The sequence below is a fragment of the Cupriavidus taiwanensis genome, assembly GCF_900250075.1.
Classification (GTDB): Bacteria; Pseudomonadota; Gammaproteobacteria; order Burkholderiales; family Burkholderiaceae; genus Cupriavidus; species Cupriavidus taiwanensis_C.
Map to the genome: position 1 here is coordinate 589,704 of NZ_LT977071.1, position 20,566 is coordinate 610,269.

A 20,566-nucleotide genomic window follows, 5' to 3' on the forward strand; every position below is an offset into this window, starting at 1 on the left:
ATTACAAGCGTAAAGCGCAAAGAAGATGGAGGAGTGGAAGCGATGCTGCACAACCTGAGCCTGAAGAAAAAACTGCTGTTGCCGCTGGTGCTGAGCTGGGTCTGCCTGCTCGGCATCACGCTGTGGAACGCGTGGCACAGCCGCACGCTGCGCATGGACGAGCGCCGGCTCGACCTGGCCCATGTCACCGACACCGCGGTCTCGGTGGTGGCCGAGTACGAGGCGCTGGCCAAGGCCGGCAAGCTGCCCGCCGAGGAAGCGAAGCAGCAGGCGATCGAGCGCGTGCGCGCGATGCGCTTCGGCGCCGACGGCTATTTCACGCTGATGCGCTCCGACACCGTGGTGCTGATGCACCCGTTCAAGCCGGAGATGAACGGCAAGGCGATGGAGGGCATGAAGGACCCTAACGGCGTCTACCTGTTCCGCGACATCGCCGCGATCGGCAAGGGCCCGGGCAAGGGCTTCGTCGAATACCTGTGGCCCAAGCCGGGCGCCGAGGCGCCGCAGCCGAAGCTGAGCTACGTTGCCAACTTCCGTCCCTGGGACTGGAACTTCATCGCCGGGCTGTACCTCGATGACATCGAAGCGGCGTTCCGCCAGGAGCTGTGGAAGGCGCTGGGGCTGCTGCTGGCGGTGGGCGTGCTGATGTCGCTGGTGATGGTGCGGGTCGCGGCCAGCCTGCAGCGCCAGCTGGGCGGCGAGCCGGCCACCACCGCGCAGATCGCCGGGCGCATTGCCGAAGGCGACCTCGCCAGCCAGGTCGAGCTGCGCGCCGGCGACCAGCACAGCGTGCTCCATGCCATGCACCGCATGCAGTCACGCCTGACCGGCGCGATCGGCAGCATCCGCGGCTCGGCCGATTCGATTGCCGGCGCGGCCAAGCAGATTGCAGCGGGCAATGCCGACCTGTCGCGCCGCAGCGAGGAGCAGGCCGCGTCGCTGCAGGAAACCGCCGCCAGCATGGAGCAGCTCACCAGCACCGTGCGCCAGAGCGCCGAGAACGCGCGCCAGGCCAGCCACCTGGCCGAGGGTGCGTCGGACATCGCCGTGCGCGGCGGGGCCATCGTCAGCCAGGTGGTGGACACCATGGGCGAGATCAAGAGCGCCTCGGGCAAGGTGGTCGACATCATCGGCGTGATCGAGGGCATTGCCTTCCAGACCAATATCCTGGCGCTCAACGCGGCGGTCGAGGCGGCTCGCGCCGGCGACCAGGGCCGCGGCTTCGCGGTGGTGGCCGGCGAGGTGCGCACGCTGGCCCAGCGCAGCGCCACCGCGGCCAAGGAGATCAAGGCGCTGATCGGCAACTCGGCACAGCGCGTGGAAGACGGCGCGGTGCTGGTGGAGAACGCCGGCAAGGCGATGGACGAGATCGTCGACGCGGTCAAGCGGGTGACCGACCTGATGGGCGAAATGCGCGCCGCCACCGAGGAGCAGACCGGCGGCATCGAGCAGGTCAACCAGGCGGTGTCGCAGATGGACCAGATGGCGCAGCAGAACGCCGCGCTGGTGGAACAGGCCGCCGCGGCCGCCGCGTCGCTGGAAGACCAGGCCGAGGCGCTGCACCGCGCCGTGGGCCAGTTCCGCCTGGCGGCCTGAGCACGCCCCACTCCCCCCTGCGCGCGCCTTCCGCCCGGCGTGCCTGCGTGTATGATGAAGCGAAGCCGGCCGCACAGGCGGCCGGCTCAGTGCATCAGACCGTTACCGCAGACCCACTGACAGGAGCGCACCATGATGGCATTCATTGGCACCGTGTTCGTTGGCCTTATCGTCGGCCTGATCGCCAGGGCGGTAAAGCCCGGCGACGACAAGCTGGGCTGGATCATGACCATCATCCTGGGCATCCTGGGCTCGGTGGTCGCGGGCTACGTCGGCCGCGCGCTGGGCTGGTACCAGCCTGGCGAACCCGCGGGCTGGGTCGCCTCGGTGCTCGGCGCGATCGTGCTGCTGGTGATCTACGGCATGGTGCGCCGCAAGGCCTGACTGGCGCGGCGCACGCCGGCCGCGTCGTTGTCGGCCAGGCCCGGCGCCTGGGGCGCTGGCGGCGGCGGCATCGCCGCCACCTCCTGCCGCGCCGGCGGCTGCAGCGCGGCTTCCAGTCCCGCGCCCAAGCCATCGGCCAGGACCGTGCCGGGCATGCCGTCGGCGGGTGACGCCATGGTCGGCGCGCGCGGCGTGCGCAGGCCCGGGGCCGCGTCGCGGCAGCGCAGCAGCGCGCGGTCGCCGCCCGGCGCCATCGCCGACACCTGCGGCGCGATCGCGCGCAGTACCCGCACCGCCAGTGCGCTGGTAAAGCTGTAGCGCGCCGCGTACGGTTCGCGCACATTGACCACCACGGTGCCGAAGAAGCGCTCGCCCAGCGTGAACACGAAGGTGGCCGAGCGGTTCACCGAGCGCGACGAGATCAGCCGCCCGCCCGGCCCGTAGACCTGGAAGCGCTGGTCGCCGGTGCCGGTCTTGCCGGCCACGGTCAGGGTGGCGCCATTGCGCCCCGGCACCGTGAACGCGCCGCGGATCGACTTGGCGGTGCCGCGCTCCACCACGTCCAGCATCGACCGGCGCGCCAGCTCGGCTACCTCGGCCGGCAGCACGCGCTTGCCCGGGCCGGGCTGCAGCACGTAGCGGGTGGCGTACGGGGTGCCGTCGGCGAACGCCAGGCTGCGCACCGCCGCGTTCTGCGTGACCACGCCGCCCGACAGCAGGATGCCGGCCAGCTCGGCCAGCGCCGCGGGGCGATCGCCGGCGGCGCCGATGGCGCTGGCATACGACGGCGTCAGCGAGTCGAACGGATAGCCCAGCCGCTGCCAGCGCCGCGCGATGCGCACGAAGGCGTCCTGCTCCAGCAGCGTGCGGATGCGGTTGTCCTGGCCGGCCTTGCTGCGCGTCTTGAACAGCCACTTGTACACCTCCTGGCGCTCGGCGCTGCTGGCGCGCAGGATCTCGGCCAGCGTCGCGTCGGGGTGCTGGTCCAGGTATTCCACCATCCACAGTTCCAGCGGATGCACCCGCGACAGGTAGCCGCGGTCGTTCAGGTTGAACTTGTCCTTGCCGTACTTGCGGTACAGCGCCGGCAGGTCCTCCTTGGCCAGCTGCTTGTCGCCCAGACGCGCGCGCATGATGCGGATATAACTGTCTTCGTCCAGCGCGGGCCGCGCGCTCAGCAGCGTCACCGACATGCGCACCGCGTTCAGGTGCGGCGTGGTCATGCGCACCCGCCCCAGCAGCGTGGCCAGGCGCTGCTCGGAAGTCTTGCCGCGGTAGCGCTGGTAGAAGTTGGTCATGTAGGCGCTGCCTTCCTGGTCGGCAAAGCGCTCCAGGTAGGCGCGCCGGCCGGGCGCATCGCGGTCTTCGAACAGGTTGCCGATATCCGGGCTGGCGTGGAAGGTCTCGTAGCGCACGATGTCGCGCATCATGCGGATGAACACCAGGTTGACCGAGTGCTGGAACGCGGTGCGCACCGTCAGGTTGCGCAGGCCCGACTCGCGCTCGAAGTTGGTGAAGCTCTGCAGCCCGCCGCCGGTGTAGAAGGCTTCGCCGGCACCGCCGGCATACTTGCGCTCCATCGCCGCCTCGAGCATCGCCATCAGCTCGCGCTCGGCCGGCTTGCGCGCCTTGGCCAGGTAGTCGACCGCCCAGCGGCTGAGCGCGTCCTGGCGCGCCAGCGGCACGGCGGCCAGTTCGGCGCTGGTCATGCCGGCATAGCGCGCGTGCAGTTCGCTGATGATCTCGAGGTAGGTCACCAGCGTGCGCAGCTTGGCGGTGGAGCCCAGGTTCAGGCGCGCGCCGCTGTTGATGTCGAACGGCTGGTCGATATTGTCGGCCTGGATCCGCACCACGCTGGCATTGCCGACGCGCTCGTACAGCGTGAAGCTGGCCATCAGCCTGGACGGATCGTCGTTATCGCGCAGCAGGTTGTGGCCATACAGGCCCATGGCGCGCGCGTCGGCCTTGTTGTTCACGCGCTGCAGCGTGTCGACGACGATGCGCTGGGCCTCGCGATTGATGGTGCTGTCCACGGTCAGGTCGAGCCGGTCCATGTCGTAGCGGCTCTCGACTCCGGTCAGCCGGGTGATGTCGGCGCGCACGCGGTTGACGGCCTTGCGCGTGACAAAGGGCTCCTGCGGCGGGCGCTGCGGCGCCGACGCCTTGTCCAGCGGCTGCGCCAGCGCCGCGTCGCGCAGCTCGGCGGTGATGATGTTGTTGGCCGCCATCAGGCGCAGGTAGCTGCCGGTCAGCGCGTCCAGGTTGGTGTCGTCGCGGCGCAGGTGGTACGACGGGCGGCGCTGCGAGATGATCAGCGACAGCGCCCGCTTGAAGGCCTGGGCCTGGCGCGGGTCGGGCGCGCGCTGGTCCATCTCCTTGAGCAGGCGGTTGACGTCGCCGAAATCCTCGCCGTACCAGACCCACAGCGCATCGCCGATGCCGTTGATCTCGCCGAAGCCGGCGCGCGCCGACAGCGGCACCGTGTTCAGGTAGTCGACCACGATGCGCTCGCGCGCGCGCTGGGTATCCGGGCCGTCCAGGTAGGCGCGCAGCGATGCAGACGCCATCTGCCGGAATTTTTCCGGGATCGAGGCGGTACGGCCCTCGGGCGAGTGCCGGTATTTCTCGATCTGCGTCGCCAGCGTGCTGCCGCCGGGCGCGTCGTGCGACTTGTCGGCCAGCCGGATCACCTGGTCCAGCACCGCGCGCGACAGCCGGCGCCAGTCCAGCGCCGGGTTCATGTTGGGGTATTCCGGATTGAGCAGGCCCTGGTTCTCGACGTACAGCAACGCGCTCACCAGCACCGGCGGCACCGCGCCGAAATCGGCGTACTGGCGCTGCGGGTAGCGCTCGAACGCCAGCGTCAGCCCGTTGCAGTCGCGCAGCAGCAGGCCCGCCTGGTTCTTTTCGCGATAGGGCGTGAACAGGCCTTCGTCGATCAGCCGCACCATGTCGGGCGACATGCGCGCCTGTTCGGCCGGCACGTAGCCGCGCTGCTCCAGCCGCTGCGCGAACAGCGGCAGCCTGCCGTAGCCCATGCGGGCGTCATAGGGGCCGGAATGCGGGAAGCGGATGCTGTCGCTGGCACCCGGCTGGATCTCGAACGTCAGCCGCTGGCCCAGGCTGCCGATCAGCCGCGCCTGCCAGTGCGAGTTGCGCACCTCGCTTGCGACAACGCTATACACGACATAGGCGCCGCCCGTCAGGGCGACCGCCAAGCCAGCGAAAATCCAGGCACGACGCGACACGTTTGGGCTTCCTTGGTGGGCCGGCGCAGCGCGCAGAATGGTTCATGCGCCGGCTCGAAGCGCGATGTTTTCGCAGTGCGCGCCGCACGCGCGCCTGCCTGTATTGATATTAGTAGGAGTCGCGCCCGGGTGCATCATGCTCGCGCGCCGGCCGCGTGCCGTTGTGAACGGACGTCACTCCAGGCAGCGCGAGCGCCACTTGCAGTGCGTCCGAAAGGCGGGGCCGAAATTATCGGCCAGCCTCGGCGCGCCTCACGGGCCGTCCGATCAGCGGATACCCCGGATCGTTGTAGCCGGGCGTAGAGGCATGGCCCGGCGACACCAGCGCGTCGATCATGGCCTCTTCCTCGGGCGTGATCGCGGCACCGAGCGCGCCGAAGTAATCCTTGAACTGGGCCAGCGTGCGCGGGCCGGCGATCACCGACGAGACGATCGGGTTGGCCAGCACCCACGCCGTGGCGAACTGGCCGGGAGTCAGCCCGCGCGCCTCGGCATGGGTCTTGAGCTGCTGGGCGATGACCAGCGATTCCTCGCGGAACTCGGTCTCCATCATGCGGCGGTCGGCGCGGCCCGCGCGCGTGCCTTCGGCCGGCGCCTGGCCGGGCGCGTACTTGCCGGTCAGCACGCCGCGCGCGACCGGGCTGTAGGGCACCACACCCAGGCCGTAGTGCTCGCACGCGGGCAGGATCTCTACCTCGGGCAGCCGGTTCAGCAGGTTGTAGTACGGCTGGCACGCCACCGGACGCGGCACGCCCAGCTCACCGCACAGCCGCGCGATCTCGGCGATGCGCCAGCCGCGGAAGTTCGACACCGCCCAGTAGCGGATCTTGCCGCTGCGCACCAGGTCGCCCATGGCGCGCACCGGCTCTTCCAGGTTGGCGCCGGGATAGTCGCGATGCAGGTAGAGGATGTCGATGTAGTCGGTCGCCAGCCGGTGCAGGCTGTCCTCGACCGCGCGCGTGATCCACGTGCGCGAGTAGTGGCCGTGGTTGGGCGCCGCCTGCATGGCGTTGCCAAGCTTGGTGGCCAGCACCCAGTCGTGGCGGTTGGCGGTCAGCAGGCGCCCGACCATCTGCTCGGACGCGCCCTTGCTGTACACGTCGGCGGTATCGATGAAGTTCACGCCGTGGTCGCGCGCGCTGGCGACGATGCGCCCGGCCTCGGCCTCGTCGGTCTGGTCGGCGAACATCATGGTGCCCAGGCACAGCGCCGAGACGCGCAGGTTGCTGGCGCCGAGGCGGCGGTACGGCATGGAGAGGTCTGGCATGGCGGCTCCTTGGTTGGGACAGCCCACATTGTGCCGCCACCCGGCCAGGCTTGCCGGCGCGGTCTCAGGCGCGCGGGCCGGAATGGGCCGCGGTGGCGCGGGCGCGGCGGCGCTTGCGGTATTCCTCGCGCCCCACGTAGGCCGCGGCGGCCGCCACCATCAGCGCCAGCCCGTACCAGGTCAGCGCGTAGCCGAGGTGGTTGTTGGTAAAGGCCGTCACCGTCAGCCCGCCCGCGGGCCAGGCCTTGGGATCCGCCCCGGCCGGCGGCGGCACCGCCGCGGCGTCGATGAAATACGGCGCGACCTCGCCCAGGCCGCGGTGCGCGGCGATCGCCGCGACGTCGCGCGAGAACCACTGGTCGCGCGACGCGTCGTTGTGGCGCAGCAGGCCGGCGCCCGGCTCGCTCATGCGCAGCAGGCCGACCACTTCGCTGGGGCCGCTGCCGGCGGGCGCCACGCGCGCGCGGAACGGCTCGGCGACAAAACCGCGGTTGACCAGCACGGTGCTGCCGTCAGCCAGCCGCAGCGGCGTCATCACCCAGTAGCCGCCGCCCTGCTCGGTCACGGCCTGCACCAGGGTCTGGCGCTCGTCGAGGAAAGTGCCGCTGGCGCGCACGCGCCGGTACTCGGCATTGGCCCTGGTCAGCCCCGCCCATTGCGCGGGCGCGGGCGCCGCCACCGGCGCCGCATGGACGCGCTCGGCCACCTGGGCGATCAGGCCGAGCTTCCAGGCGCGGCGCTCGACCTGCCAGTTGCCCAGCGCCACCAGGCCGGCGATGGCCGCGGCGGCGAACAGGGCCAGTGCGGTCAGCCAGACTGTCGACAGCGGGCGCGGGGATTCAGGGGCGCCTTGGTTGGCGTGGGCGGTGCGCAATTTTTCGACCGGCGCGCGGTCGTCGGTGGAACCGGTCAAGGCAGGGTCTTGGTGGTATGCATGCCCGGCATCATATTGGAATTCAGGTGGAACATCACCCACAGCGTGCCGGTCAGCGTGATCACCACCAGCACCAGCGTGAAGATCAGCGCCAGCATGTTCCAGCCGCCCTCGGACCTGGCGTTCAGGTGCAGGAAGTAGATCATGTGCACCACGATCTGCACCGCGCCCAGCGCCAGCAGCACCATCGCGGTGGTGGAGGACTGCTCGAACACCTTGCCCATCACCAGCCAGAACGGGATCGCGGTCAGGATCACCGACAGCACGAAGCCGGTCACGTAGCCGCCGAGCGAGATGTGGATCTCGCTTTCGCCGTGGCCATGGCCATGTCCGTCTCCATGGCCGTGGGCCAGCGTGTCGTCGTGCGCGCTCATGGCAGCACTCCCATCAGGTAGACAAAGGTAAAGACACCGATCCAGACCACGTCCAGGAAGTGCCAGAACATCGACAGGCACATCAGGCGGCGCTTGTTCTCGGGGATCAGCCCGTGGCGGCGCAACTGCGCCACCAGCGTGACCAGCCACACGATGCCGAAGGTCACATGCAGGCCGTGGGTGCCGACCAGCGCGAAGAACGAGGTCAGGAAGCCGCTGCGCTGCGGCCCGGCGCCCTCGCCCACCAGGTGCGCGAACTCGTAGATCTCGACGGCGAGGAAGGCAGCGCCCAGCAGGCCGGTCACGGCGAGCCAGCCCTGCGTCGGCCCCAGCCGGCCGCGCTGCGTCTCCAGCATGGCAAAGCCATAGGTGATCGACGACAGCAGCAGGAACGAGGTGTTCAGCGCCACCAGCGGCAGGTCGAACAGCTCGGCGCCGGACGGCCCGCCCGCGTAGTTGCGGCCCAGCACGCCGTAGGCGGCGAACAGGCACGCAAAGATCAGGCAGTCGCTCATCAGGTAGAGCCAGAAGCCGAGCAGCGTGCCGTTGGGCGCGTGGTATTCCTCGGTCAGGTAAAAACGCAGCTCGGCCGGCTGCGCGGGCACGGGCGCGCGTTGCGGCGGGGCCTCGTGCGGGCGCGCGCCCTCGGCGGTAAAGGGAGCGACGGTATCAGCCATGGCTCGCCAGCAGCGCGTTGCGCTCTGCCTCGGTGCGGTGGACCGTGTCGGCCGGGATGTAGAAATCCCGCTGGTAATTGAAGGTATGGCCGATCGCCGTGATCAGCGTGGCGGCGAAGGCCAGCGCCGCCAGCCACCAGATATGCCAGATCAGCGCGAAGCCGCACAGCGTGCTGAGCCCGGCCAGGATGATGCCGGCGCCCGTATTCTTTGGCATATGGATCGGGATGAAGCCCTGCGCCGGGCGCTGGTAGCCGTGCGCCTTCATCTGCCACCAGGCGTCGGTGTCATGTACCAGCGGCGTGAAGGCAAAGTTGTACGGCGGCGGCGGCGACGAGGTCGACCACTCCAGCGTGCGGCCGTCCCAGGGGTCGCCGGTGACATCGCGCAGCGACTCGCGGCGCAGGAAGCTCACCACCAGCTGCACCAGGAAGCAGCCGATGCCCAGCGCGATCAGCAGCGCGCCCACGCCCGCCAGCTGGAACCAGATCTGCAGCGAGTGGTCCTCGAAATGGCTGACGCGCCGGGTCACCCCCATCAGCCCCAGCACGTAGAGCGGCATGAACGCCACGTAGAAGCCGACCAGCCAGAACCAGAACGAGCATTTGCCCCAGAACGGCTCCAGCTGGTAGCCGAAGGCCTTGGGGAACCAGTAGGTGATGCCGGCCATCAGCCCGAACAGCACGCCGCCGATGATCACGTTATGGAAATGCGCGACCAGGAACAGGCTGTTGTGCAGCGAGAAGTCCGCCGGCGGCACCGCCAGCAGCACCCCGGTCATGCCGCCGATCACGAACGTCACCATGAAGCCCACGGTCCACAGCATCGGCACCTCGAAGCGGATGCGCCCGTGGTACATGGTGAAGAGCCAGTTGAACAGCTTGGCACCCGTGGGGATCGAGATGATCATGGTGGTGATGCCGAAGAACGAATTCACGCTGGCGCCCGAGCCCATCGTGAAGAAGTGATGCAGCCACACCAGGTACGACAGCACCGTGATCACCACCGTGGCATAGACCATCGAGGCATAACCGAACAGGCGCTTGCGGCAGAAGGTGGCGACCACCTCCGAGAACACGCCGAACACCGGCAGGATCAGGATGTAGACCTCGGGGTGGCCCCAGATCCAGATCAGGTTCACGTACATCATGGCGCTGCCGCCGAGGTCGCTGGTGAAGAAGTTCATGCCCAGGTAGCGATCGACCGCCAGCATCGCCAGCGCCGCGGTCAGTACCGGGAACGCGGCGATGATCAGCACGTTGGTGCACAGCGCGGTCCAGGTGAAGATCGGCATGCGCATCAGTGTCATGCCGGGCGCGCGCATCTTGACGATGGTGACCAGCAGGTTGATGCCGGACAACAGCGTGCCCACCCCCGCCACCTGCAACGACCACAGGTAGTAATCCACGCCCACGTCCGGACTCTGCAGGATGCCGGACAACGGCGGATAGGCCAGCCAGCCGGTGCGCGCGAATTCGCCGACGAACAGCGACATCATCACCAGCACGGCGCCGCCCACCGTCATCCAGAAGCTGAAGTTGTTCAGGAACGGAAACGCCACGTCGCGCGCGCCGATCTGCAGCGGCACGACAAAGTTCATCAGGCCGGTGACCAGCGGCATGGCGACGAAGAAGATCATGATCACGCCGTGCGCGGTGAAGATCTGGTCATAGTGGTGCGGCGGCAGGTAGCCCAGGTTGTCGCCAAAGGCAATGGCCTGCTGGATGCGCATCATGATGGCATCGGCAAAGCCGCGCAGCAGCATCACGATGCCGAGGATCATGTACATGATGCCGATGCGCTTGTGGTCGATGCTGGTGAACCACTCGCGCCACAGGTAGCCCCACTTGCCGTAATACGTGACACCGCCGGCCAGCGCCAGCCCGCCGAGCACCACCACCGCGAAGGTGGCGATCAGGATGGGCTCATGCAGCGGGATGGCCTCCCAGCTCAGGCGGCCGAAGAGTTGCGTGGCGAGTTCGGATCGCTCCGGCATGTGGGTCTCCAGGACAACAACGGCGTACTAGGTCACGGTCTTTCGCACAGTCTTGCGCACGGTCCTGCGCAGCGCCTGCCACCGATGCGGGGCGCTAGCGCAGCACCTGGCCGGGACCGGACGCGCCGGTCCCGAACAGGGGTTCACCCAGCGTGTTGCTGGCCGTGCAGACGGCCGCGCCCAGACCTGCGGCGCGCTGCGCATCGCGGACCATCAGGTCCTTCTGGCAGACCTGCCCGGCCTGCACGCAACGGTTCACGATGGCATCGAACAGGTTCGCGTCGACACTGCCGTAGCGCCGCACCGGCTCGCGTTCGCTGGGCTGCGCCAGCTGCGTATAGGTGGCCCGGCTCAGCGGCGCGCCGGCGGCCCGCACGGTCTGCACCCAGCGGCCGAATTCATCGTCGCTCAGGCCATGGAAGCGGAAGCGCATGTGCGAAAAGCCCGCGCCGCTGTAGTTGGCTGAAAAGCCCTCGTAGACGCCCGCCCGGTTGACCACCGCATGCAGGCGCGTTTCCATGCCGGGCATGGCGTAGACCTGGCCGGCCAGCGCGGGGATGAAGAACGAATTCATCATGGTGGTGGACGTGATCTTGAAGCGGATCGGCCGGTCGACCGGGGCGGCCAGCTCGTTGACGGTGGCGATGCCGTGCTCGGGGTAGACGAACAACCACTTCCAGTCCATCGCCACCACCTCCACCGTCAGGGGCTGCGTGCCCGGCGGCAGCGGGCGGCTTTCGTCGAGCCGGGTCAGCGGCTGGTAGGGATCGAGCTTGTGGGTGCTGACCCAGGTGATGGCCCCGAGCGCGATGATGATCAGCAGCGGCGCCGACCAGATCAGCAGCTCCAGCACCGTGGAGTGGTCCCAGTCGGGGTTGTAGTGCGCATCGGCGTTGGCGGCGCGGTAGCGCCACGCGAACACCAGCGTCAGCACGATCACCGGCACGATGATCAGCAGCATCAGGCCGGTGGAAATGATGATCAGGTCACGTTGCCGGACCGCAAGATCGCCGGCAGGCGACAGCAGCACGGCGCTGCAGCCGGCCAGCGACAGCAGGACTGGCAGCACGACTGGCAGCACGACTGGCAGCAATAACCAGCGCATCGGGCGGTGCATTGACATTGTCTGACCGGAAGATCGCATAGCTTTCGGGCCGCGCCATTTGTACGCCGCGGCGCAAGTGACTTAGACTGGTCTGAGCAACTATGGCAGTGTAGGCGCTCAAGTGCCATTCTTCATGGTGCAATTTGCAGCGCCCTCGCCCACAGACAGGGAGGTATGCCGATGACCACCGCGACCCACCAGCACCGGGCGTCTCCTACAGCACCTCCCGCACCCGGCGCCGCGCATGTCGCGCCCGCGGAAATCGCCACTGGCGTGGTCATCGGCCGCGCCTCGGAGTACTTCGATTTCTTCGTCTACGGCATCGCCTCGGTGCTGGTGTTCCCGGCGGTCTATTTTCCGTTCGCCGACCGGCTCGACGCGCTGCTCTATGCCTTCGCCATCTTCGCGCTGGCCTTTATCGGCCGGCCCTTCGGCACGGCGCTGTTCATGCGCATCCAGCGCCGCTGGGGCCGGGGCGTCAAGCTGACCGCGTCGCTGTTCCTGCTCGGCACCGCCACCGTCGGCATCGCCTTCCTGCCCGGCTATGCCGCGCTCGGCCCGGCCGCCATCGTGCTGCTGGCGGTGTTCCGCACGCTGCAGGGCGTGGCCTTCGGCGGCTCGTGGGACGGGCTGCCCTCGCTGCTGGCGCTGAACGCGCCCGCGCAGCGGCGCGGCTGGTACGCGATGCTGGGGCAGCTGGGCGCGCCCACCGGCTTTATCGTCGCCGGTTCGCTGTTCCTGTTCCTCAACCTCAGCCTCGAGCCGCGCGAGTTCCTGGCCTGGGGCTGGCGCTATCCCTTCTATGTCGCGTTCGCCATCAACGTGGTGGCGCTGTTCGCGCGCCTGCGCCTGGTGGTGACGCACGAATACACGCAGCTGCTCGACGAGGACGAGCTCGAACCCATCAGCACCGCCGAGATCGTCAGGAAACAGGGCTACAACCTGCTGCTGGGCGCGTTCGCCGCGCTGGCGAGCTTTGCGCTGTTCCACCTGGTGACGGTGTTTCCGCTGTCGTGGGTCGCGCTCAACGGCTCGCAACCGGTCACGGACGTGCTTGCGGTGCAGATTGCCGGCGCCTTCATCGGCATCCTCGGCACCATTGCCTCGGGCGTGATCGCGGACCGGATCGGGCGGCGCACCACGCTGGCGCTGATGGCCATCCTGATCGGCATCTTCAGCCTGTTCGCGCCCTGGCTGATGGGCGGCGGCCCGCTCGCGCAGGACCTGTTCATCCTGCTCGGCTTCGGCCTGCTGGGCCTGTCCTACGGGCAGGCCGCCGGTGCCGTCACCTCCAACTTCGAGCGGCGTTTCCGCTACACCGGCGCGGCGCTGACCACCGACATGGCGTGGCTGTTCGGCGCGGGTTTCGCGCCGCTGGTGGCGCTCGGGCTATCGGCGGAATTCGGCCTGGTCGCGGTGAGCGGCTACCTGCTTTCCGGCGTCGCCTGCACGCTGCTGGCGCTGCGGATCAACCGGGCGCTGGGCACGCATGTCTGACGGGCGCGCCGCGCCCGCGCAGCGATCGCCGTGAGTCCCGAACAGTGCCGGGCCGGTTTTGCCGGTGCCAGGCAGTGTTCTGAGTACAATTGACGCCCGCCAAATTCCCGTCGTTCCGGATGTGATTCCGGAGCCGAAGCTTATGAGAACGGAAACCACGGACGTCGTCATCATCGGCGCAGGGCCTGCGGGCTCGGTCGCTGCCGGCCTGCTGCGCAAGCACGGCATTCCGGTGCTGGTGATCGAGAAAGAAACCTTCCCGCGCTTCTCCATCGGCGAAAGCCTGCTGCCGCAAAGCATGGCCTATCTCGAGGAAGCCGGCATGCTGCGCGCGGTGGTGGAAGCCGGCTTCCAGTACAAGAACGGCGCCGCCTTCGCGCGCGGCACGCAGCGCACCGCTTTCGACTTCCGCCAGAAGTATTCGCCCGGCTGGGGCACCACCTACCAGGTGCAGCGCGCGCAGTTCGACCACGTGCTGATCCGCGAGGCCGAGCGCCAGGGCGCCGAGGTGCGTTTCTCGCATGTGGTGGAGAACGTCGATGTCAGCGGCGCGCAGCCAGAAGTCACCGTGCGCGCGCCCGACGGCAGCCAGTACACGGTACGTGCGAAGTTCCTGCTCGATGCCTCCGGCTTCGGCCGCATCCTGCCGCGCCTGCTGCAGCTGGAAACGCCGTCGGGCTTCCCGGTGCGCAGCGCGATCTTCACGCATGTGGAAGACCGCATTCCGACCGGCACCTTCGACCGCAACAAGATCCTGATCAGCGTGCATCCGCATCACCAGGACGTCTGGTACTGGACCATCCCGTTCTCCGACGGGCGCTGCTCGCAGGGCGTGGTGGCCGAGAAGGCGTTCCTGGACCGCTACACCGGCACCGAGACCGAGCGCCTGCAGGCGCTGGTCGCGGAAGAGCCGGGCCTGGCCATGTTGCTGGCCGGCGCGCAATGGGACACCCCGGCGCGCCAGATCGCGGGCTACTCGGCCAACGTGAAGTCGCTGTGGGGCAATGGCTATGCGCTGCTCGGCAATGCCGGCGAGTTCCTCGACCCGGTGTTCTCGTCCGGCGTGACCATCGCGTTCAAGTCGGCCAGCCTGGCGGCGCAGTGCCTGGTGCGCCAGCTGCGCGGCGAGCCGGTGGACTGGGAACACGAGTTCGCGCGGCCGCTCAAGGCCGGCGTCGACTGCTTCCGCGTATTCGTCGAAGCCTGGTATGAAGGCCGCTTCCAGAAGCTGATCTTCCATCCCAACGCCACCTCGGAAATCCGCGACATGATCGCGGCGATCCTGGCCGGCTATGCCTGGGACCGCGACAATCCCTTCGTCACCGAGCCGCGCCGCCGGCTGGCGGTGCTGGAAGAGTTCTGCAAGGTCTGATGCGCCTCACCGTATGCCAGCCTGCCTTGGCGCGGGCGGTTCTGCAAGGACAACAACCATGAGCCATCCGACCGTGCTGATCACGGGTTCGTCGCGCGGCATCGGCCGCGCCATTGCCCTGCGGCTGGCCCGCGACGGCTATGACGTGGTGGTGCACTGCCGCTCGCGCCGCGACGAGGCCGACTCGGTCGCCGACGCCGTGCGCGCGTGCGGACGCAAGTCGCGCGTGCTGTGCTTCGATGTGTCCCGGCGCGAAGACGCCGCCGGCGCGCTGCTGACCGATATCGCCGCGCATGGCTGCTACTACGGCGTGGTCTGCAACGCCGGCCTGGCACGCGATGCCGCCTTCCCCGCCATGACCGGCGCCGAGTGGGACGAGGTGGTGCACACCAACCTCGATGCCTTCTACAACGTGCTCAACCCGGTGGTGATGCCGATGGTGCAGCGCCGCCAGCCGGGCCGCATCGTCACGCTGTCGTCGGTGTCGGGGCTGGTGGGCAACCGCGGCCAGGCCAACTACAGCGCGGCCAAGGCCGGCATCATCGGCGCCACCAAGGCGCTGGCGATCGAACTGGCCAAGCGCGCCATCACCGTCAACTGCGTCGCGCCGGGCCTGATCGACACCGACATGGTCGAGCCGCACGTGCGCGACGAAGCGCTGCGGCTGATTCCGGCGCGGCGCATGGGCACGCCCGAGGAAGTCGCCGCCACCGTGGCCTTCCTGCTGTCGCCGGACGCGGGCTATATCACGCGCCAGGTGATCTCGGTCAACGGGGGCATGTTCGGGTGACCCACGTCGTCATGACCGGGTCCGGCGCCATCAGCGCGCGGGTGGTCCCATGAACGGGGTCAGCATTTTCTTCCTGCAGGCGATGCTGGTGGTGGCGCTGCCCTATCTGCTGTGGCGCGGGGCGGGCCTGCGCTCGGTGTTTCCGCTGGTCGGCGTGCAGGTGCTCGCCGGCATCGTACTGGGGCCATCGGTCTTCGGTACGCTGGCGCCGCAGGGCTGGACCGCGCTGTTCGGGCCCGAGCGCCTGCCGATGCTGTCCGGCCTGCAGTGGCTGGCCGTGACGCTGTTCTGCTTCCTGACCGGGCTGCACCTGCGCGAAGGCGGCATGCCCGCGCAGTGGCGCGCCACCATGCAGATCTCGCTGGGCAGCATTGCGGCGCCGTTCGCGCTAGGCGCCGCCGCGGGCTGGTGGATGGTCACGGTCGGCTGGCCGGTTGCCGGCGAGCTGGCCAGTCCTGGCTGGTTCGCCTGCGCCCTGGGCATCTGTACCGCCGTCACGGCGCTGCCGGTGCTGGGTGCCCTGCTGCGCGAGATGCGCCTGACCGGCACGCCCCTGGGCCAGCTGGCGCTGCGCTGCGCGGCCGTCAACGATGCCTGGGTCTGGCTGTTCCTGACGCTGGTGCTGCTGCAGCATGGCGGCCACGACAGCGCCAGCGCGGTCACGGTGGCGGCCCGTGCCGCCGCCTACCTGGGGCTCATGTTCCTGGCGGTGCGCCCTTCCCTGGCATGGCTGCTGCGCCGGCTTGCGCCGGAGATCGAGCTGCTGCTGGCGATCGCCTTGTGCCTGGTGCTGGTATCGGCATTCCTGGGCGAGCTGGCCGGCCTGCACCATGTGATGGGTGGCTTTGTGGCCGGACTGGTATGGCCCGCGCGCGAAGCGCAGCGCGTGCGCGGGCAGCTCGAACCGGTCACGGTGGTAGCACTGCTGCCCTTCTTCTTCCTGGCCGCCGGACTTCGCACCGAAATCTCGCTGAATCACCCCATGACGCTCTGGATCGCCGCGCTGTCGTTAGCGGTCGCCATCGCCGGCAAGATGGCCGGCGTCGTGCTGCCGGCACGCCGCGCCGGCCTGGACTGGCGCGATGCGCTGGCACTGGGCACGCTGCTGCAGACCAAGGGCCTGGTCGAGGTGGTGGTCCTCACCGTACTGCTGGACGCGCGCATCATCAGCACCGCGGCGTTTTCCGGCCTGCTGCTGATGGCGCTGGCCAGTACCCTGCTGGCGCGGCCGTTGACGATGCTGGTGGCGCGGGACCGGCTGCCCTGACCGCCGGGCCGCCGGGCCGCTGGGGCATCACACCCGCGCAAATCCCGGCAGCTCCGCAATCGCCTGCGCCAGGAACTCCAGCAGCACCCGCACCGGCGCCGGCTGGTAGCGCCGCGTCGGGCAGACCAGGAACGCTTCCTGCGCCGGGCCCTGCCAGCGCGGCAGCACCCGCCGCAGCGCGCCGCTGTCGAGCAGGTCCTGCACCAGCCACGCCGGCGTCATGCCGAAGCCGGCACCGGCCAGGAAGCTCTCGCGCATCGCCAGCGAGTTGTTGACGCGGTAGCGGCACGGCGCATTCACCAGCGCCTGCCCGCCCGGCCCGTCGAGCACGATGTCGTCGCCGCTGGCGAGCCAGGTAAAGCGCAGGATCTGATGGCGCGCCAGGTCCGCCGGCTGCCGGATCCTCGGATGCCGCGCCAGGTAGTCCGGCGCGGCCACCAGCAGTCGCGGCGACACCGCGATACGGCGTGCCACCACATGCGGCGGCAGCGTGGCGCCCAGGCGCACCGCCACGTCGACCCCGGCTTCGACCAGGTCGACGAAGCGGTCGTCGAACAGCAATTCCACCTCGACCTCCGGATAGCGCTGCTGGAACGCCAGCACCAGCGCGTTGAGCCGCAGCACGCCGAAGCTGGCGGGCGCGCTCATGCGCACGCGGCCCGCCGGCTGGCCGGTCTTGCCGCGCGCGTCGCTGACGGCCTCGCCGTATTCGTCCAGCACCCGCCGCGCGCGCTCGTAGAAGCGCCGCCCGGCCTCGGTCGGCAACAGGCTGGTAGTGCTGCGCGCCAGCAGCCGCACGCCCAGCTCGCGCTCCAGCGCGGCCACGATCTTGCTGACGGTCGGCTGCGTCGACTGCTGCTCGCGCGCCACTGCCGACAGGCTGCCAAGCTCCACCGCGCGCACGAAAACCTGCATTGCCCGAATGGTGTCCATGCTTCTCCCTTGCCTTACGTCATTCCCTTCATTCCGGATTGGAATGAGCAATATGCCATTTTGCCTGCTACCTGGCATGAGTGGAATGGCCTAACTTTGGCCCCATGCCGGCAACGTTGCCGGTCCACCTGACAGGACCCATCCATGTTTTCCGATCTTCGTTTCCTGCGCCGCGTCGCGGCATTGACCCTTGCCGGCGCCATCGCCGGCAGCGCAGCGCTCGCCAGCCCCGTGCAGGACCGGGCCTGGCTGACCAGCTGGATGGCCAGCCAGCAGCCGGTGTGGCAACCGGATGCGCTGCCGCTGCCGACCGGCATGCCCGCGGTGCTGGCGGACCAGACGGTGCGCCAGGTGGTGCGGCTGAGCGTGGGCGGTCAACGGCTGCGCGTGGTGCTGTCGAACCCCTATGGCCGGCAACCACTCGTGGTGGGCGCGACGCAACTGGCACCCCATGCCGGCGGTGGCCGCATCGACCTCGCTGACAGCCGCGCCGTGACCTTCGGGGGCAGCGCAACGGTGACCATTCCGGCTGGCCAGTCGGTGGCCAGCGATGCGGTCGTCCTCGATGCGCCGGCACTCGGTGAACTCGCGCTCAGCCTCTACCTGCCGCAGCGCACCGCGATCGAATCGTTCCATTGGGATGGCCGCCAGACCGCGTGGCTGGCTGCGGGCAACGCGATCGCGCAGGCCATGCTGGCTGCGCCGCAGGCGTTCAGCGCGCGGGTCCTGCTGAGCGAGGTGCAGGTCGAAGCCGCGACGGGGGCCGGTGCCGTAGTCGCGATCGGCGATTCGATCACCGAAGGCAACGGCTCCACGCCCGACACCAACCGGCGCTGGCCGGACTTGCTGGCGCAGCGGCTGGCCGGCGACGGTGTGGCCGTGCTCAACGCCGGCATCTCCGGCGGCCGGCTGCTGCGCGACGGCATGGGCGTGTCCGCGCTGGCGCGGCTGGACCGCGACGTGCTGAGCCAGCCGCATGTCCGCACCGTGATCGCGGCCATCGGCATCAACGATATCGCCTGGCCGGGCTCGACCTTCGCGCCACACGACGCCGTGCCGCAGGCCGGCGAACTGATCGAGGGCTACCGGCGCCTGATCGCCCGCGCGCATGCGCGCGGCGTGCGCGTGATCGGCGCCACCATCACGCCGTTTGCCGGCGCGTTACGCGACACGCCGATCCGCGGCTATGACAGCGCGGGCAAGGAAGCCGTGCGGCTGGCGGTCAACCACTGGATCCGCCATGGCGGCGCGTTCGACGCGGTGGTGGATTTCGACGCGGCCGTGCGCGACCCTGCCCGCCCGCAGGCGCTGCTGCCGACCTTCGACAGCGGCGACCACCTGCATCCCGGCGACGCCGGCTATCGCGCCATGGCGGCGCAGTTCGACCTGAGCCTGCCCGCGCTTGCCGGTCAGTCGCGCTCCGGCGCGCCCGGCGGGAACAGCGGGCGATAGGGCCGCGCCTCGTCCACCGCGCGCGCAAACGACGGCCGCGCCAGCAGCCGTTGGCGATAGGCGCGCACGTTGCCGCATGACGGCGGAATCGGCTGCACCCAGTCCGCATAGAACAGCGATGGCGCAGCGGCGCAGTCCGCCAGCGTGAAGGCATCGCCCGCGGCCCATTGCCGCGCCGCCAGTTCGGTCTCCAGCCACGCATAGGCCGAGTCCAGCAGCTTGCGGTACTCGGCCACGCCATAGGGATCGCGGTTCGCTTCGGGACGCAAGTAATCGGCCACGATACGCTGCATCGGCGTCATCACGTACTGGTCGAAGAAGCGGTCGAGCAGGCGCACCCGCAGCGCGGCGTCGGGCGACTCCGGCAGCCAGCGCACCGGGCCGCGGTGATGCTGGTCCAGGTATTCGATGATGATGCTGGACTCGAACACCGCGCGGCCGTCATCGACCAGCATCGGCATGCGCCGCAGCGGCCAGTGCCTGCCGAGCTCGTCCATGTGCTGCGCGTGGTCGGGCGACAGCATGCGGAATTCGAAAGGAATCGCGTTCTCGTACAACGCCACGATAACCTTCTGGCAATAGGACGAAAACGGGTGCGCGTACAGCTCCATCGTGATCTCCGGTGGTGAACATGTGCGGTAAGGCTGGAGCCCCGGCGAGCGGGGCTAGCGCTGCGCGGCGAAGCGATCGGTTGCGGCAAGCAGCTGGTCCATGATGCCCGGCTCGGTCCATGCATGGCCGGCGCCTTCGATCAGGTGGAACTCCGCCTGCGGCCACGCCTGGTGCAGCGCGTAGGCATAGCGCGCCGGGCACGGCATGTCATAGCGGCCATGCACGATCACGCCCGGGATTTCGGCCAGCTTGTGCGCGTCGCGCAGCAGCTGCCCCTCCTCCAGCCAGCAACGGTGCGTGAAGTAGTGGTTCTCCAGCCTGGCGAAGGCCAGCGCGAAGTGCCCGTCGTCATGCCTGGCGCTGTTCCCTGCATCCGGCAGCAAGGTAATGGTCTCGCCTTCCCACACGCTCCAGGCGCGGGCCGCCTCCACCTGCTTGTCGGGGTCGGGGCCGGTCAGCAGCTTGCGGTAGGCCGCCATCATGTTGCCGCGCTCGGCCTCGGGCACCGGCGCCTGGAAGCGCGCCCACTTGTCGGGGAACATCTCGGACACGCCGTACTGGTAGTACCAGTCCAGTTCCGCCTGCGACACCGTGTAGATGCCGCGCAGCACCAGCTCGCTCACGCGCTGCGGGTGCTTCTGCGCATAGGCCAGCGCCAGCGTCGAGCCCCACGAGCCGCCGAACACCAGCCAGCGCTCCACGCCCGCCAGCACGCGCAGCCGCTCGATATCGTCGACCAGGTGCCAGGTCGTGTTGGCCTCCAGCCCCGCATGCGGCGTAGAGCACCCGCAGCCACGCTGGTCGAACAGCAGCACGTCGTAGCGCGCCGGATCGAACAGCCGCCGGTGGTCCGGCGCAATGCCGCCGCCGGGCCCGCCATGCAGGAACACCGCGGGCTTGGCGCCCGGCGTGCCCACGCGCTCGTAGTAGACGACATGCCCGTCGCCAACATCCAGCGTGCCGGTTTCATAGGGCTCGATTTCGGGATAGAGGGTGCGCAAGGCGGGCATGGGCGGGTCTCCGGATTCGGGAGGCACAGTGTACGCCGGCGGTGGACACCCT

Annotated in this window: 17 protein-coding genes; 7 read left to right on the plus strand and 10 right to left on the minus strand. The window is 69.1% G+C overall.

Annotation, left to right across the window (positions count from 1 at the left end; genetic code table 11):
- The first annotated feature begins 42 nt into the window (after window positions 1-42).
- Complete coding sequence (locus CBM2588_RS19145) at window positions 43-1,596, plus strand: methyl-accepting chemotaxis protein (RefSeq protein ID WP_115681999.1); 1,554 nt, start codon at window positions 43-45, stop codon at window positions 1,594-1,596.
- A 132-nt stretch (window positions 1,597-1,728) separates the two neighbouring features.
- Complete coding sequence (locus tag CBM2588_RS19150; RefSeq protein ID WP_092315066.1) at window positions 1,729-1,980, plus strand: GlsB/YeaQ/YmgE family stress response membrane protein; 252 nt, start codon at window positions 1,729-1,731, stop codon at window positions 1,978-1,980.
- Here CBM2588_RS19150 and CBM2588_RS19155 read toward each other — a convergent pair.
- From CBM2588_RS19155 to cyoA, 7 genes are all read right to left on the minus strand, one after another.
- A complete protein-coding gene (locus CBM2588_RS19155; RefSeq protein WP_115682000.1) occupies window positions 1,953-5,228 on the minus strand; it encodes a transglycosylase domain-containing protein in 3,276 nt (1,091 codons plus the stop codon). The genes CBM2588_RS19150 and CBM2588_RS19155 overlap by 28 nt on opposite strands.
- A gap of 229 nt (window positions 5,229-5,457) precedes the next feature.
- Entirely contained in the window at window positions 5,458-6,495 is a 1,038-nt protein-coding gene (locus tag CBM2588_RS19160) for an aldo/keto reductase (RefSeq protein WP_115682001.1), read from the minus strand.
- 64 nt (window positions 6,496-6,559) lie between these two features.
- A complete protein-coding gene (locus CBM2588_RS19165; RefSeq protein WP_115682002.1) occupies window positions 6,560-7,408 on the minus strand; it encodes an SURF1 family protein in 849 nt (282 codons plus the stop codon).
- Window positions 7,405-7,803, minus strand: coding sequence for a cytochrome o ubiquinol oxidase subunit IV (gene cyoD, locus CBM2588_RS19170; RefSeq protein ID WP_115682003.1), 399 nt, complete (start codon window positions 7,801-7,803; stop codon window positions 7,405-7,407). Before cyoD ends, CBM2588_RS19165 begins: the two co-directional genes overlap by 4 nt.
- Complete coding sequence (gene cyoC / locus CBM2588_RS19175) at window positions 7,800-8,480, minus strand: cytochrome o ubiquinol oxidase subunit III (RefSeq protein WP_231942206.1); 681 nt, start codon at window positions 8,478-8,480, stop codon at window positions 7,800-7,802. The genes cyoD and cyoC overlap by 4 nt, the downstream gene beginning before the upstream one ends.
- A complete protein-coding gene (gene cyoB, locus CBM2588_RS19180) occupies window positions 8,473-10,476 on the minus strand; it encodes a cytochrome o ubiquinol oxidase subunit I (RefSeq protein ID WP_115682004.1) in 2,004 nt (667 codons plus the stop codon). The genes cyoC and cyoB overlap by 8 nt, the downstream gene beginning before the upstream one ends.
- Before the next feature lie 94 nt (window positions 10,477-10,570).
- The gene (gene cyoA, locus CBM2588_RS19185; protein ID WP_231942316.1) at window positions 10,571-11,593 is read right to left on the minus strand and encodes a ubiquinol oxidase subunit II; all 1,023 of its coding nucleotides are present in this window, start codon (window positions 11,591-11,593) and stop codon (window positions 10,571-10,573) included.
- A 168-nt stretch (window positions 11,594-11,761) separates the two neighbouring features.
- Between cyoA and CBM2588_RS19190 the strand changes: the two genes are divergently transcribed.
- The 4 genes from CBM2588_RS19190 (at window position 11,762) to CBM2588_RS19205 (ending at window position 16,507) form a co-directional block, all read left to right on the plus strand.
- Window positions 11,762-13,078 carry an MFS transporter gene (locus CBM2588_RS19190; protein ID WP_115683657.1) on the plus strand — a complete coding sequence of 439 codons (1,317 nt, stop codon included), beginning with the start codon at window positions 11,762-11,764 and terminating at the stop codon, window positions 13,076-13,078.
- Window positions 13,079-13,220: 142 nt separating this feature from the next.
- Entirely contained in the window at window positions 13,221-14,450 is a 1,230-nt protein-coding gene (locus CBM2588_RS19195; RefSeq protein WP_115682006.1) for an NAD(P)/FAD-dependent oxidoreductase, read from the plus strand.
- 58 nt (window positions 14,451-14,508) lie between these two features.
- On the plus strand, window positions 14,509-15,240 hold the full coding sequence (fabG, locus tag CBM2588_RS19200) for a 3-oxoacyl-ACP reductase FabG (RefSeq protein ID WP_115682007.1): 732 nt from the start codon (window positions 14,509-14,511) through the stop codon (window positions 15,238-15,240).
- A gap of 49 nt (window positions 15,241-15,289) precedes the next feature.
- A complete protein-coding gene (locus tag CBM2588_RS19205; protein ID WP_115682008.1) occupies window positions 15,290-16,507 on the plus strand; it encodes a cation:proton antiporter in 1,218 nt (405 codons plus the stop codon).
- Between the two features lie 27 nt (window positions 16,508-16,534).
- Here the strand turns inward: CBM2588_RS19205 and CBM2588_RS19210 are convergent, their stop codons facing one another.
- Window positions 16,535-17,440, minus strand: a complete 906-nt coding sequence (locus CBM2588_RS19210) for a LysR family transcriptional regulator (RefSeq protein ID WP_115682009.1) — start codon at window positions 17,438-17,440, stop codon at window positions 16,535-16,537.
- Between the two features lie 144 nt (window positions 17,441-17,584).
- Here CBM2588_RS19210 and CBM2588_RS19215 point away from each other — a divergent pair, with 144 nt between their 5' ends.
- The gene (locus CBM2588_RS19215) at window positions 17,585-18,892 is read left to right on the plus strand and encodes an SGNH/GDSL hydrolase family protein (RefSeq protein WP_115682010.1); all 1,308 of its coding nucleotides are present in this window, start codon (window positions 17,585-17,587) and stop codon (window positions 18,890-18,892) included.
- Here CBM2588_RS19215 and CBM2588_RS19220 read toward each other — a convergent pair.
- Entirely contained in the window at window positions 18,850-19,503 is a 654-nt protein-coding gene (locus CBM2588_RS19220) for a glutathione S-transferase family protein (protein WP_115682011.1), read from the minus strand. The genes CBM2588_RS19215 and CBM2588_RS19220 overlap by 43 nt on opposite strands.
- A gap of 54 nt (window positions 19,504-19,557) precedes the next feature.
- Window positions 19,558-20,514, minus strand: a complete 957-nt coding sequence (gene pip, locus CBM2588_RS19225) for a prolyl aminopeptidase (RefSeq protein WP_115682012.1) — start codon at window positions 20,512-20,514, stop codon at window positions 19,558-19,560.
- Between the last annotated feature and the right edge of the window lie 52 nt (window positions 20,515-20,566).

Coding starts and splice junctions, on each gene's coding strand:
- CBM2588_RS19195 (WP_115682006.1), top strand. CDS start 13,221: ATGAGAACGGAAACCACGGACGTCGTCATCATCGGCGCAGGGCCTGCG.
- CBM2588_RS19145 (WP_115681999.1), top strand. CDS start 43: ATGCTGCACAACCTGAGCCTGAAGAAAAAACTGCTGTTGCCGCTGGTG.
- fabG (WP_115682007.1), top strand. CDS start 14,509: ATGAGCCATCCGACCGTGCTGATCACGGGTTCGTCGCGCGGCATCGGC.
- CBM2588_RS19210 (WP_115682009.1), bottom strand. CDS start 17,440: ATGGACACCATTCGGGCAATGCAGGTTTTCGTGCGCGCGGTGGAGCTT.
- cyoD (WP_115682003.1), bottom strand. CDS start 7,803: ATGAGCGCGCACGACGACACGCTGGCCCACGGCCATGGAGACGGACAT.
- CBM2588_RS19150 (WP_092315066.1), top strand. CDS start 1,729: ATGATGGCATTCATTGGCACCGTGTTCGTTGGCCTTATCGTCGGCCTG.
- CBM2588_RS19160 (WP_115682001.1), bottom strand. CDS start 6,495: ATGCCAGACCTCTCCATGCCGTACCGCCGCCTCGGCGCCAGCAACCTG.
- CBM2588_RS19220 (WP_115682011.1), bottom strand. CDS start 19,503: ATGGAGCTGTACGCGCACCCGTTTTCGTCCTATTGCCAGAAGGTTATC.
- CBM2588_RS19205 (WP_115682008.1), top strand. CDS start 15,290: ATGAACGGGGTCAGCATTTTCTTCCTGCAGGCGATGCTGGTGGTGGCG.
- pip (WP_115682012.1), bottom strand. CDS start 20,514: ATGCCCGCCTTGCGCACCCTCTATCCCGAAATCGAGCCCTATGAAACC.
- cyoC (WP_231942206.1), bottom strand. CDS start 8,480: ATGGCTGATACCGTCGCTCCCTTTACCGCCGAGGGCGCGCGCCCGCAC.
- cyoA (WP_231942316.1), bottom strand. CDS start 11,593: ATGCACCGCCCGATGCGCTGGTTATTGCTGCCAGTCGTGCTGCCAGTC.
- CBM2588_RS19215 (WP_115682010.1), top strand. CDS start 17,585: ATGTTTTCCGATCTTCGTTTCCTGCGCCGCGTCGCGGCATTGACCCTT.
- cyoB (WP_115682004.1), bottom strand. CDS start 10,476: ATGCCGGAGCGATCCGAACTCGCCACGCAACTCTTCGGCCGCCTGAGC.
- CBM2588_RS19190 (WP_115683657.1), top strand. CDS start 11,762: ATGACCACCGCGACCCACCAGCACCGGGCGTCTCCTACAGCACCTCCC.